9 protein-coding genes and 1 pseudogene are annotated in these 13,281 nt (G+C 67.8%); 5 read left to right on the top strand and 5 right to left on the bottom strand.

Going from position 1 to position 13,281, the window contains the following annotated elements:
• Positions 1-2: 2 nt before the first annotated feature.
• Complete coding sequence (gene ctaD / locus GOARA_RS12390; protein ID WP_007322732.1) at positions 3-1,700, bottom strand: aa3-type cytochrome oxidase subunit I; 1,698 nt, start codon at positions 1,698-1,700, stop codon at positions 3-5.
• A 144-nt stretch (positions 1,701-1,844) separates the two neighbouring features.
• Between ctaD and GOARA_RS12385 the strand changes: the two genes are divergently transcribed.
• The gene (locus GOARA_RS12385; RefSeq protein ID WP_007322731.1) at positions 1,845-2,837 is read left to right on the top strand and encodes an ABC transporter substrate-binding protein; all 993 of its coding nucleotides are present in this window, start codon (positions 1,845-1,847) and stop codon (positions 2,835-2,837) included.
• Here the strand turns inward: GOARA_RS12385 and GOARA_RS12380 are convergent.
• Positions 2,834-3,358 (bottom strand): DinB family protein, encoded by a 525-nt coding sequence (locus GOARA_RS12380; RefSeq protein WP_007322730.1) that lies wholly within the window; start codon positions 3,356-3,358, stop codon positions 2,834-2,836. The genes GOARA_RS12385 and GOARA_RS12380 overlap by 4 nt on opposite strands.
• A 57-nt stretch (positions 3,359-3,415) precedes the next feature.
• Between GOARA_RS12380 and GOARA_RS12375 the strand changes: the two genes are divergently transcribed.
• Together GOARA_RS12375 and GOARA_RS12370 are read left to right on the top strand one after the other, a co-directional pair.
• On the top strand, positions 3,416-6,346 hold the full coding sequence (locus GOARA_RS12375) for a DEAD/DEAH box helicase (protein WP_040523116.1): 2,931 nt from the start codon (positions 3,416-3,418) through the stop codon (positions 6,344-6,346).
• On the top strand, positions 6,346-7,113 hold the full coding sequence (locus tag GOARA_RS12370; protein WP_306302180.1) for a hypothetical protein: 768 nt from the start codon (positions 6,346-6,348) through the stop codon (positions 7,111-7,113). Before GOARA_RS12375 ends, GOARA_RS12370 begins: the two co-directional genes overlap by 1 nt.
• A 75-nt stretch (positions 7,114-7,188) precedes the next feature.
• Here the strand turns inward: GOARA_RS12370 and GOARA_RS12365 are convergent.
• Together GOARA_RS12365 and nrdF are read right to left on the bottom strand one after the other, a co-directional pair.
• A pseudogene (locus GOARA_RS12365) lies at positions 7,189-8,532 on the bottom strand (DUF2252 domain-containing protein).
• Positions 8,532-9,533: a class 1b ribonucleoside-diphosphate reductase subunit beta gene (nrdF, locus tag GOARA_RS12360; RefSeq protein WP_007322725.1), complete on the bottom strand. Its 1,002-nt coding sequence runs from the start codon at positions 9,531-9,533 to the stop codon at positions 8,532-8,534. The pseudogene GOARA_RS12365 and the gene nrdF overlap by 1 nt, the downstream one beginning before the upstream one ends.
• A gap of 186 nt (positions 9,534-9,719) precedes the next feature.
• Here nrdF and GOARA_RS19880 point away from each other — a divergent pair, with 186 nt between their 5' ends.
• Entirely contained in the window at positions 9,720-10,322 is a 603-nt protein-coding gene (locus GOARA_RS19880) for a hypothetical protein (protein WP_007322724.1), read from the top strand.
• A gap of 36 nt (positions 10,323-10,358) precedes the next feature.
• Positions 10,359-11,000 carry an LON peptidase substrate-binding domain-containing protein gene (locus tag GOARA_RS12350; protein WP_007322723.1) on the top strand — a complete coding sequence of 214 codons (642 nt, stop codon included), beginning with the start codon at positions 10,359-10,361 and terminating at the stop codon, positions 10,998-11,000.
• A gap of 31 nt (positions 11,001-11,031) precedes the next feature.
• On the opposite strand, the gene nrdE is transcribed toward GOARA_RS12350, so the two are convergent.
• Positions 11,032-13,224: a class 1b ribonucleoside-diphosphate reductase subunit alpha gene (nrdE, locus tag GOARA_RS12345; RefSeq protein WP_007322722.1), complete on the bottom strand. Its 2,193-nt coding sequence runs from the start codon at positions 13,222-13,224 to the stop codon at positions 11,032-11,034.
• Between the last annotated feature and the right edge of the window lie 57 nt (positions 13,225-13,281).

Genomic DNA, 13,281 nt, shown 5'->3' with positions numbered 1-13,281 from the left:
TGTCAGTGGCCGCCGGAGCCCGCGTGGGCTTCAGCTCGCATTCGTTCGATCATGTGCGGGTAGTGCAACTCGAACGCCGGGCGCTCCGACCGGATGCGGGGCAGCTCGGTGAAGTTGTGGCGCGGCGGCGGGCACGAGGTCGCCCACTCCAGCGAGTTGCCGAAGCCCCACGGATCGTCGACGGTCACGACCTCGCCGTAGCGGTAGCTGCGGAAGACGTTCCACAGGAAGGGCAGCGTCGAGAGGCCGAGCACGAAGGCGCCGGCCGTCGAGATCATGTTCAGCATCGTGAAACCGTCCGACGGCAGGTAGTCGGCGTAACGGCGCGGCATGCCCTGGTTGCCCAGCCAGTGCTGCACCAGGAACGTCAGGTGGAAGCCGATGAAGGTCAGCCAGAAGTGGATCTTGCCCAGCCCCTCGTCGAGCATGCGGCCGGTCATCTTCGGGAACCAGAAGTAGATGCCCGAGTAGGTGGCGAACACGATGGTGCCGAACAGCACGTAGTGGAAGTGCGCCACCACGAAGTAGCTGTCGGAGAGGTGGAAGTCCAGCGGCGGGCTCGCCAGCAGCACGCCGGTCAGGCCGCCGAAGAGGAAGGTCACGATAAAGCCGACCGCGAACAGCATCGGTGTCTCGAAGGTCATCTTCCCCTTCCACATCGTGCCTATCCAGTTGAAGAACTTCAGACCGGTCGGCACCGCGATGAGGAAGGTCATGAACGAGAAGAACGGCAGCAGCACCGCGCCGGTGACGAACATGTGGTGCGCCCACACGGCCACCGACAGCGCGGCGATCGACAGCGTCGCGTAGACGAGGCCGGTGTAGCCGAACAGCGGCTTGCGGCTGAACACCGGGAACACCTCGGACACGATGCCGAAGAACGGCAACGCGATGACGTAGACCTCGGGGTGGCCGAAGAACCAGAACAGGTGCTGCCACAGGATCACGCCGCCGTTGGCGGGGTCGAACAGGTGGGCACCGAACGCGCGGTCGACCTCGACGCCGAGCAGCGCGGCCGTCAGCAGCGGGAAGATCAGCAGGATCAACACGCTGGTGACCAGGATGTTCCAGGTGAAGATCGGCATCCGGAACATCGTCATGCCCGGAGCGCGCAGACACACGACGGTGGTCACCATGTTGACCGCGCCCAGGATGGTGCCCAGACCACCGACGCCCAGACCCATGATCCACAGGTCGGCGCCGACGCCGGGCGAGTGAATGTCGTTGGTCAGCGGCACGTACGCGGTCCAGCCGAAGTCGGCGGCACCGCCGGGGGTCAGGAAGCCGGCGAGCGCGACCGTCGAACCGAACAGGAAGAGCCAGAAACCGAAGGCGTTCAGACGCGGGAACGCGACGTCGGGCGCGCCGATCTGAAGCGGCAGCACGAAGTTGGCGAAGCCGATGACGATCGGCGTCGCGTACATCAGCAGCATGACCGTGCCGTGCATCGTGAACAGCTGGTTGAACTGCTCATTCGACAGGAACTGCAGGCCGGGATGGGTGAGCTCGCCGCGCATCAGCAGGGCCATCAGGCCGCCGATCAAGAAGAACGCGAAGCACGCGGTGATGTACATCATCCCGATCAGCTTGTGATCGGTCGTCGTCAGGATCTTGTACAGGAACGAGCCCTTGGGCTGGTAGCGCTCCGGGTACGGACGCACTGGTGCCACTTGTGTGGTGGGCTGGTCAACCGCGGTCACAGTTCCTCCTCGAAGGCGAGCATCGAGACCAATCCTAAACCCTTCGCCCCCCTGCTGTGCCCCGGGTCCTACGAAGTGTCGTAATTGCCCGCAGCGCGCAATATCGGTACTGGTGGCCCGCCTCGGGAGTGTTAGCGTTTCAGGGTGCATCGAATCCTTCGCCACGCCGGGACGGCCCTGCTGGCCGCCGCCACGGGGATGACCATCCTGTCCGGATGCGGCAGCGACGACGACGTGCTCCGCAAGCCGGATGGACAACCCATTTCGACCTCGACGACGCGCGTCGCGGAGGTCAACCTCGTCAATCCGGACCGCAACCTCGCCAAGACCTGCCTGGCCCCGACGGCACCGGACACGAGACGCGCCGACGTGAACCGCATCGTCGTCACCGATCCGGCGCTACTCGACTCGATCTGCGCGCTCGGCATCGGCAACAAGGTTGTCGCCGTCGCGGCGGCACCCGGGTCGATTCCCGCCTACCTCGGCCCGCAGCTGGCACAGGTCCCGGCGCTCGGCGCCGATCCGAGTGCCGCCGACGCGGCCAAGGCGAACGCCGACATCGTGCTGACCACGCCCTCGACGGCCAAGGCCGGCGCCGCCTTCGGACAGGTCAGGTCCGCCTCCATCGAAGCGGGCGACTGGGAGGACACCTTCCGTGCCGTCGGCGCCGCACTGGGGCGTCCGATGACCGCGGACCGCCTGCTCCGCGAGTTCCGCGCCGAGGCCGCCGCGACCGGCAAACGGATGGACGCTGCTCATTCGCAGGTGTCGCTGGTGCGCTTCGGCCCCGACACCGAGACGATCGCCGGAACCAAGAGCTTCGCCGGGCAGATCCTCGGCCTGGTGGGTGCGCAGCGCCCGCAGCATCAACGGTCCGCCGGGCCGACCCGGATCACCGAGGAGAACTTCACCGCGGCCGACGGCGACCTCATCTACGTCAGTTTCGAGCCCGACGGCCTCGACCACGGCAAGTCGGTGCTGCTCTCGGACCGATGGCTCGACATGGGCGCCCCGACGTGGAAGCGCGTCCTCGCCGTCGACGACGAGATCTGGTACCGGTCCTCCGGGCTCGCGGCTGCCTGGCTGGTTCTCAACGACATGAAGAACTCGCTCAACGGAAACTCCGCCGAGTACTAGATTTCACCCCCGACGTCGTGCCAGTGGTGCATCACGTCGTGCAGCAGGTAGCGCAGTAGGAACTCGACAGTGAACTGGCGCGTCTCGCGGGCGCCTACCCGGTCCCAGTCGCCGGCCGCCAACCCGTCGACGACGCGCCCCAACCGGTCACCGTCGGCCGCGACCTCCTCGGCGACGATGCCGGGGTCCTGCTCGTTGTACCGGGCGGCGGCCGCGGCGGCCTCCTGGTCCCAGCCGGGAAAGCCGGGTGAGTCCATCGTCAACATCTGTCCGACCCGGTCGGTGAACAGGCGGATGACGTCACGCACGTGGACGCCGTACTCGAGTGGCGACCAGACTTGCGGCGCGGGGCGCTCGCGCAGCTCTCCGGCCTCGGAGTCCCGGAGGAATCCCGCCCAATCGTTCGCGGCGACCCTTACTTTCGCCGCGATGTCGTCGCGATCGACTGCCGACGCGTCGAAGCCGCACTCGTCGCAGCGCCGAGCTGCGTAGACGCTCCAGTCCTTCGTGTCGGTGGCCACGGTCCCAGCCTAATCCGCGGCCGGGAAACGTCGGTCGCCGCCGATACAGTGGGCGTCATGCCCGCCTCCCCAGCCGTGACGACGATGTCGTTGCGCGCGTTGTGGCGCCCCGGCCTGGGGCTGACGCTGTGGCGGGCCACCGAAGACGCCGCCGACGACGGGGCGCCGATCTCGGCCGAGGAGGTGCCGGACAAGCTGCGCGAGTTCCTCGTCGACCGGGCACCGCGCCGCACCTTGCCCGTCGTCGGTCCCGACGGACAGCGCACCCTTCGCCGCTGTGTGGCGCTCGGGCGCGGCACCACCCTCGCGCTGTTGTCGGCGCTCGACGACCGGATGGCGGCGGACGCCGGCGGGGAGTTCCGCTTCTACCGCGGGCTGCTCGACGGCGTGGATGCCGCGATCACCAGCGGCGCGGTCGTCCCCTCGGTGGCCTCCGTCGACGGCGAGCACCTCCTGCGCTGGCGACTCGTCGACACGCCGGCGTGGCGCTCGTGGCTGGCGGCGATGCTCGATCACACGCCCGCCGCCCTCATCCGCAACGATCCGCGCCACGGCGATCGCGATGCCGCGGTCGCCGACTTCGTCAGGGAGATGACCGACGCGCTGTGCCGCTCGCGGTTGCGCGGCGGCTCACCGGTCGCCGCCGGCGGCCTGCTGACCGACCTCGTCGACGACCCAGCTCCCCTTCCCGCCGAGCGCGGCCCGAACGCTTCGACGGCGTGGAGCCGGTGGTCGGCGAGCGCCGCCGCCGGCGAACCGCCGGCTGTGTTCCGACTCCATCTGCCCGACGATGAATCACCCGCGGTCGGCGCTCCGCCGTGGCGTCTGCAGGTCTGCCGGCGAGACGCGACCGGCTCGATCGTCGCCGTGGCGCCCCACCGACTGGCCGGTCCCGAACTCGAAGACCTCACGACGTCCCTGGCCCACGCACTCGCGGTGAACCCCGAATTGGCGAACGCGGGCACTGACCCGCAGTCGCTGGACTTCTTGCTGACCACCGACGAGGCCGAGGCCTTCCTGAGCGCGGGGGCGAGCCTGCTGCGCGAGGCCGGGTTCACCGTCCTGCTCCCCCGCTCGATCGCCACCGTTCGCCCCGCGCTGCACGCGCAGGCCACCCCGGTGGCGACGAACACCGGTCGGGCCGCGATCGTCGGACTCGACGATCTGGCCGATTTCGAATGGCGCCTCGCGCTCGGGGACGCCCCCGACGCGGCGACGCTGACCCAGTCCGACCTCGACAGTCTGGCTCGCCAGCACGGTGACCTGGTCAAGGTGCGCGGCGTGTGGGTGCTCGCCGAGAACGCCGCACTCTCCCGGGCGGCCAGGTTCATCACCGAGCAGCGCGGACGCACCGAAACCGGTGCTCCCACCGCGGCCCGCGACCTGCTGGCGATGATCACCGGTATCACCGGTGCGCCGCCGCCGGTCCCGATCGTCGCCGCCCCCGGTCTGGGATGGCTCGACGACATGGCGGCCGGACGCGGGCTCCGTCCGCCCCCGCTGAAGCCGCCGTGGACGTTGAAGGCCACGTTGCGGCCCTACCAGCGGCGCGGTCTGGATTGGCTGGCTCACCTCGGCAACCAAGGCATCGGCGGTGTGCTCGCCGACGATATGGGACTGGGCAAGACCGTCCAGATCATCGCTCTCCTCTGCCACGAACGGGCCGATGGCGCCACGCCCAACCCGACCTTGATCGTCTGCCCGATGTCGCTGGTCGGCAACTGGGCCAGCGAACTGACGCGCTTCGCACCGCACCTGCGCGTCACCGTGCATCACGGTCCGGACCGACTGCGCGGTGCCGACTTTCACGCCGCCGTCGCCGAATCCGACGTCGTACTCACCACGTTCGCCATCGCGACCCGCGACCGCGATCTGCTCGCGGCAGTCCGTCTTCGAGGGCGCCCGTGGGGCCGCGTCGTCGTCGACGAGGCGCAGCACCTGAAGAACGTCGCCACCGCGGCCGCGAAAGCGGTCCGGGCGATCGACGCCGACCATCGTGTCGCGCTGACCGGGACACCCGTCGAGAACCGGCTCGAAGATCTGCGTGCCGTCGTCGACCTGGTCAACCCGGGGCTGCTGGGCTCGGCGTCGACGTTCAAAGCGCGATTCGCCGAGCCGATCGAGCGGGACCGCGACCAGCAGACGGCTCGGCGCCTGCGGGCACTCACCCGGCCGTTCATCCTGCGCCGCACCAAGACCGATCCGGAGATCGAGGCCGGTCTCCCGCCCAAGACCGAACTGATCGTCCGCGCCAACCTCACCGTCGAACAGGCCGCGCTGTACCGCGCCGTCGTCGACGATCTGATGGCGGCGCTCGCCGACCGCCAGCAGCGCACCTTGCGGCGCCGGACGGTTCTCGCCGCGCTCACCCGGCTCAAGCAGGTCTGCAACCACCCGGCGCACTACCTCGCGGACGGCTCACCCGTGATGCGCGGCGGCGCCAACCGTTCGGGAAAGGCCGAACTGCTCGCCGATCTCGCGACGACGGCCGCCGACGAGGGCGACCGCATGCTGGTGTTCACGCAGTTCGCCGCCTTCGCCGATCTCTTGGCGCCGTGGCTCGCCGGACTGCTCGGCGCCCCGATCCCCATCCTGCACGGCGGCCTGCCGCGTGCCGAGCGCGACCGGCTGGTCGCCGATTTCCAGTCCGACGACGGGCCGCCGCTGCTGCTCGCGACGCTGAAGGCCGGCGGCACCGGGCTGAACCTGACGGCGGCCAGCCAGGTCGTCCACATCGACCGCTGGTGGAACCCGGCGGTCGAGGACCAGGCCACCGACCGCGCCTACCGCATCGGACAGGATCAGCACGTGCAGGTCCGCAAGTTCATGTGCGTCGGCACCCTTGAGGAGCGAATCGACGAGATGATCTCGGCCAAGCGCGAACTGTCCGCGCTCACCGTCCGCGCCGGCGAGAGCTGGCTTTCCGAACTCGGCGACGACGCGGTCTACGACTTGCTGAGGCTGCGCGACGAAGCGGTGAGCGAATAGTGGCGAGGGCGAGCAGCGGACGGCGGACGGTGAAGGCGCCGGTCCGTTCGTATGGGATCACGCCGTGGGGCCAGGCGTTCCTGCGAGCGTTCGAGCCGGCGCAGCCCCGTCGGATCACCAAGGCGCGCAGCTACTTCCGCGACCGCCACGTGCACGGGCTCGCCGTCGACCGGGGCCGGGTGACGTCGTCGGTGACCGGCAGTCAGCTCGACCCGTTCGCGGTCACCATCGAATTGCGGGCGGTCGACGCCGCCACCGTCGTGCCCCTGCTGCGACAACGCGGAGGCGTCACCGACCTGACCGAGGTGGCCCGCGGGGGTCAGCCCGCCGGGCTGGGCGGGTTCGTCGCACCGACGGAACCGGCCGATGCGACCGTCGGCTGCACCTGCCCGATCGACGACCTGTGCATCCACGTCTTGGCGACGGCGTACGAGGTCGCGGCCCTGATCGACCGCGACCCGTCGGTGCTGTTGACGGTGATGGGTGCCCCGCTCGCGGAGTTGCTCGAACTGGCGAACGCAGCGGCGACCGATCCCGCTGCCGAAACGAACGGCGACGCGGCAGCCGAGGTCGTCGTCGAAGACTTCTACGGCGACCGCACCGCCTATCTGGAGCCGCCGACGTTCACCGACTTCCACGCGCTCACCGAGTTCGAAGCACCCCTGCTGCGCACCGCGCTGCGGGCCACGGGGATCGCCGCGCTCGACATCGCCGAGGCGACCGACGAGCTAGCGGCACTGTACGACCGGCTCACCGGCCGGGGATGACCGTCGAACCAGCATGGTTTCGCCAATACCGCTTCGATCGGTGCTGCACCGGCGAAATCGTGCGGGTCGGACAGCTCACGGCCAGCCCGGAACCGCCTCGACGCGACCGTCCTCGATCGCGACGGCCAACTTCGCGTGATCACGCGCGTTCTGCTGGTCATAGGCGAAGGCGAAGGCGGTGAACGCGTCCTCGACCTTCTGCGCGCTGCCCAGGTAGTCCGCGATGGCGGCGGCGTCCCCGCTGCGGGCATGGGCGCGAGCCAACACCCGGCCGCAGGCGCGGGCGTAGTCGGGCAAGCGGCGCACGAGCTGCTCGCCGGTCGCGACGACCTTGCCGTCGCGGAACTGGCGGACGTAGAAGTCCATCCCGTCGATCGTGGTCCAGCCGAGGAACATGTCGGGCGCACGTTGCAGCAACTGTTGACCGGCGACGACGCGTTCGCCGTGCGACGGGTAGCGGCTCTCGCCGAGCCATCGCTCGTAGACTGACGGACCGGCCTGTTTGACCTGCAAGAACAGCGGGTCTCCGGTGCGACGGTCCTCGCACAGCACGAGATAGTCCCGCATGCCGACACTGCCCACCCCGACGACCTGGCGGACCGCGTCGACGACGTCATAGTGGTCGAGCAGGACGCCGAGCGGGTCGGGCACCGACGATCGGTAGCTTCCGAGCACCGAGTCGAGGCGTGTCAGATCGATCGACTCGTGTGCGCGGTACGGCGGCCGGTCGACGATCCGGCGCCGTCCGTCGACGGCCCGGGTGAGCTTGGCGTACGCGGAGCGATTCGAACTCTTCGCGCCCCGCCGCTTCAGCCACTTCTCCAAGCGCGCGTCGTGGGCGGCGGTGGTGTAGCGGCCCAATTGCTCGACGCTGATGGTGTCGTACCAGACGTCGAGTTCGGATCGCCGGCCGTACGTTCCGATCCAACGGCGGTAGCCCTGGTATCCGGCCCGCACCGCCCGCTCGGTGGCGCGGTTGCGCATCCCGTGCTCCCGGGCCAACACGACCAGGCCGGTGAGGAAACGCTTCACATCCTACTCGAAGGGGCCGGGCAGCGTCTCGTCGAAGTCGTTCAAATCGAAGGACAGGTTCCGCTCGGGCGTTCGCCACAGCCCGAAGTTGAGAACGTGGGCGTCACCGCACAGATGGACCCGAATACCCGTGTTCGGCGACGACGCCAGATCGGCCGCCATCACGGCGGCCGCACCGCGGAAGTAGCTCCACGGCGAGGCACCCATCCGGCCGTGCCGGATGGCCAGCAGATCGGGATCGCGGATCGCGTCCTGCTCGAGAATCGTCGCCAGCGGATCCTGCCGCCGCGCGGCGCCGTCCCAGTCAGCCAGGGTGCGCCGAGGCACCGTGGCGCGGCGGGCCCGGCCGTCGACCGAACCCGGTCGCAACGGTCCCGCCGCCGGCATCAGAAGTCCCAGTCCTCGTCTTCGGTGTTCACGGCCTTGCCGATGACGTAACTGCTGCCCGAACCGGAGAAGAAGTCGTGGTTCTCGTCGGCGTTCGGGGACAGCGCCGAGAGAATCGCCGGGTTCACATCGGTCTCGTCGCGCGGGAACATCGCCTCGTAACCGAGGTTCATCAGCGCCTTGTTGGCGTTGTAGCGCAGGAACTTCTTGACGTCCTCGGTGAGGCCGACCTCGTCGTAGAGCGATTCGGTGTAGTCGGACTCGTTGTCATAGAGCTCGAAGAGCAACTCGAAGGTGTAGTCCTTGAGTTCCTGACGGCGCTCGGGCGTCTGGGTCTCCAGCCCGCGCTGGTACTTGTAGCCGATGTAGTAGCCGTGGACTGCCTCGTCGCGGATGATGAGGCGGATCAGGTCGGCCGTGTTCGTCAGCTTGGCACGGCTGCTCCAGTACATGGGCAGGTAGAAGCCCGAGTAGAACAGGAAGGACTCCAGCAGCGTCGAGGCGACCTTGCGCTTGAGGGGATCGTCGCCGCGGTAGTACTCCATGACGATGTTGGCCTTGCGCTGGAGGTTGTCGTTCTCCTCCGACCAGCGGAAGGCCTCGTCGATCTCCTTCGTCGAGCACAGCGTCGAGAAGATCGAGCTGTAGCTCTTCGCGTGCACCGACTCCATGAACGCGATGTTGGTGAGCACCGCTTCCTCGTGCGGAGTCGTCGCGTCCGGGATGAGCGAGACGGCCCCGACCGTGCCCTGGATCGTGTCGAGCAGCGTGAGTCCGGTGAACACCCGCATCGTGAGCTGCTTCTCGTACTCGGTGAGCGTGTTCCACGACGGGATGTCGTTGGACACCGGCACCTTCTCCGGCAGCCAGAAATTGCCGGTCAACCGGTCCCAGACCTCGGCGTCCTTCTCGTCGGGAACTCGGTTCCAGTTGATCGCGCTGACCCGGCTGACCAGCTTGATCGGTGCGCCTTCGGCAGGGCTGTGGGCGGTCGCAGACATGACACCTCGGTTGCTCGGAAGAGTAGTTCGGATTCCCCACCGGGAATGCGATCAACACTACCCCTTGGGACTCCTGTCGAGCGGGACCACAAGATGGTGTGTCACCGTCGACCGCGGCGTGTCGCCACCCGGCGTGTCGGGGGGTTCTGGCACTAGAATCCCCAGCAACGAAGGGGGATGCCGCCGATGACCAACCGATACCCTGATCCGCCCCCGACGGGCCGGCCCGCCCAGGCTCCCGTCGGCTACCCGCCGCCACCCACCGGCGGACTGCCGGTGAACAGCGGCACCGACAAGCCGAAGCGCCGCAGGACACCCCTGCTGGCCGCGCTGGGCATCGCCACTCTGATCATCGGGATCGTCGGCGCCGTCGTGGCCATCAGGCTGGCTGACGACGACGGCGGCGACAACTCCGCTGCGCCGTCGGCGACCGTCGCGCCCTCGACGCCGACGGCGACGGCGACGGCGACGGCGCCGCCCGCCCAGACCGGGGAGCAGCCGGCTCCGCCCCCGCGCACCGACGGGGCCCCCGCCGCGCCGAAACTGCCGGCCGGTGCGAAGCCGTGCCCGGGCGCGCGCGGGGTGGCCACGCACGAGGGGCGGTCCGCCAGCTGCGCTTTCGCCGCGAGCGTGCGCACCGCATATCTGCGGGCCGGGAAAATGGGCGATTCCCGCTTGGTCAACGGGTGGGCGCCCCAGGAGCGGGCCAGGGTGCCGATGAACTGCCGTCCCCGCGGCGATGTGGTGATCTGCCGCGGCGGTACCGACTCGATCGTGTACATCTACTAGGCGGGCGCGGCCCGCACGGTTGAGAAGGCGGACGTCATGCGGGCTACCGCGACCGAATTGCCGATGTTCCCGCTGGGCTCGACCCTGCTCCCCGGCGCGACGCTGCCCCTGCGGATCTTCGAACCGCGCTATATCGCGATGATGGATCATTGCATCGGCGGCGAGCCGCGTTTCGGGGTGGTCCTCATCGAGCGCGGCAGCGAGGTGGGCGGCGGCGACGTGCGCACCGACGCCGGCGTGATCGCCGAGATCGTCGACTATCGGCAGTCGCGCGGGGGCACGTACTCCGTGTTCTGCCAGGGTTCTGAGCGCATCCGCGTCGATGAGTGGCTCGTCGACGACCCCTATCCGCGGGCACGGGTGTCGGCGTGGCCGGATCAGCCCGTGGCGGCAGCGGACTGGGAGACCTGCCGGCCACAGCTGCAGTCCGCCGTGGGCGACCTGCTCAACTGCATTCAGACCCTCGCGGCCCGATCCGGACGGCACGTCGCCCTTCCACAAGTCACCGACGCGAGCCTGTCCCCCGGCGAATTCACCTGGGCCACAGCGGGATCCATGCCGATTACCGAGGCCGACCGCTACCGGGCGCTGACCGCGCCCGATCCGATCAGCCGCGCCCAGCTCCTCATCGATGCGATGCGCGACGCGGAGTCAGCCCTGCGGTTTCGCATGCAGTGACCCCGGCGAACGCATAGTTTGATAAATCAAACTACAACATGCAGCTGACACAGTTCTCCACTTCAGTCCCCTCGAGGGCCATCTGCCGCAGACGAATGTAGTAGAGCGTCTTGATTCCCTTGCGCCAGGCGTAGATCTGCGCCCTGTTCACGTCGCGCGTGGTGGCGGTGTCCTTGAAGAACAGCGTCAGGCTCAGCCCCTGGTCGACGTGCTGAGTGGCGGCCGCGTAGGTGTCGATGATCTTCTCGTAGCCGATCTCGTACGCGTCCTGGTAGTACTCCAGGTTGTCGTTGTCCATGTACGGCGCCGGGTAGTAGACGCGGCCGATCTTGCCTTCCTTGCGGATCTCGATCTTCGCCGCGACCGGGTGGATCGAACTCGTCGAGTGGTTGATGTAGCTAATCGATCCGGTCGGCGGCACGGCCTGCAGGTTCTGGTTGTAGATGCCGTCGCGTGCCACGGCCTCCTTCAGCTCACGCCAATCCTGCTGGTTGGGGATGTGGATCCCGGCCTGGCCGAACAGGTCGCGCACCTTCTGCGTCTTCGGCTCCCACACCTGGTTGGTGTACTTGTCGAAGAACTCGCCGCTGGCGTACTTGCTGCGCTCGAAGCCCTCGAAGGCCGTACCGCGCTCCTTGGCGATGCGGTTCGAGGCGCGCAACGCGTGATAGAGCACCGTGTAGAAGTAGATGTTCGTGAAGTCGACGCCCTCTTCGCTGCCGTAGAAGACCCGCTCGCGGGCGAGGTAGCCGTGCAGGTTCATCTGCCCGAGGCCGATGGCGTGGCCGCGGTCGTTGGCCAGCTTGATCGACGGCACCGAATCGATCGACGTCTGGTCGGCGACCGCCGTCAATCCGCGAATCGCCGTCTCGATGGTCTGACCGAGATCCGGCGAGTCCATCGCCTTGGCGATGTTCATCGAACCGAGGTTGCAGGAGATGTCCTTGCCGACGTGCGAGTAGGACAGGTCGTCGTTGAAGGTCGACGGCGTGGACACCTGCAGGATCTCCGAGCACAGGTTGGAGTGGGTGATCTTCCCCTCGACCGGATTCGCCCGGTTCACCGTGTCCTCGAACATGATGTACGGGTAGCCCGACTCGAACTGCAGCTCGGCCAGCGTCTGGAAGAACTCCCGCGCCTTGATCTTGGTCTTGCGGATCCGCTTGTCCTCGACCATGTCGTGGTAGTTCTCGGTGACGTTGATGTCGGCGAACGGCTTGCCGTACACCCTTTCCACGTCATACGGGCTGAACAGGTACATGTCGTCGTTGTTCTTGGCCAACTCGAAGGTGATGTCGGGGATCACCACGCCCAGCGAGAGCGTCTTGATGCGAATCTTCTCGTCGGCGTTCTCCCGCTTGGTGTCCAGGAAGCGGTAGATGTCGGGGTGGTGCGCGTGCAGGTACACCGCGCCCGCGCCCTGGCGCGCGCCGAGCTGGTTGGCGTAGGAGAACGAGTCCTCCAGCAGCTTCATGATCGGGATGACGCCGCTGCTCTGGTTCTCGATCTTCTTGATCGGGGCACCGTGCTCGCGGACGTTGCTCAGCAGCAGCGCGACTCCGCCGCCCCGCTTGGACAGCTGCAGCGCCGAGTTGATCGAGCGCCCGATGGACTCCATGTTGTCCTCGATGCGCAGCAGGAAGCAGCTCACCGGCTCGCCGCGCTGCTTCTTGCCCGAATTGAGGAAAGTCGGCGTCGCCGGCTGGAACCGGCCGGAGATGATCTCGTCGACCAGCTGGCGCGCCAGCGTCTCGTCGCCGGCCGCCAGCGTCATCGCGACCATGCAGACGCGGTCCTCGAAGCGCTCCAGGTAGCGCTTGCCGTCGAACGTCTTGAGCGTGTAGCTGGTGTAGTACTTGAACGCGCCGAGGAAGGTCGGGAACCGGAACTTCTTGGAGTAGGCGTAGCCGAACAGGTCCTTGACGAACTCCCGGCTGTAGCGCTCCAGCACCTCCGGCTCGTAGTAGTTCTCCTCGACGAGGTAGTCCAGCTTCTCGTCGAGGTCGTGGAAGAACACCGTGTTCTGGTTGACGTGCTGGAGGAAGTACTGGTTGGCCGCCTCGCGGTCCTTCTCGAACTGGATCTTCCCGTCCGCGTCGTACAGGTTCAGCATCGCGTTGAGCGCGTGGTAGTCCAGTTCCTCCGGCTGATGCCCGGCGGGACTCGGATGGACGCCGGACTGGCTGGCCGACGCGGTCTCAGAGGCGGTGGTGGGCGACGACACGATAGACACTCCTGGTAGTGCAGATCTGGACTGAATGGGGGTTCTTCATCGGCGACT

The sequence above is a fragment of the Gordonia araii NBRC 100433 genome (genome assembly GCF_000241265.1).
In the GTDB taxonomy this organism is placed as follows: Bacteria; Actinomycetota; Actinomycetes; order Mycobacteriales; family Mycobacteriaceae; genus Gordonia; species Gordonia araii.
The sequence above is the reverse complement of the archived record's forward strand: the minus strand, read 5'-3'. Positions and strand labels throughout refer to the sequence as shown.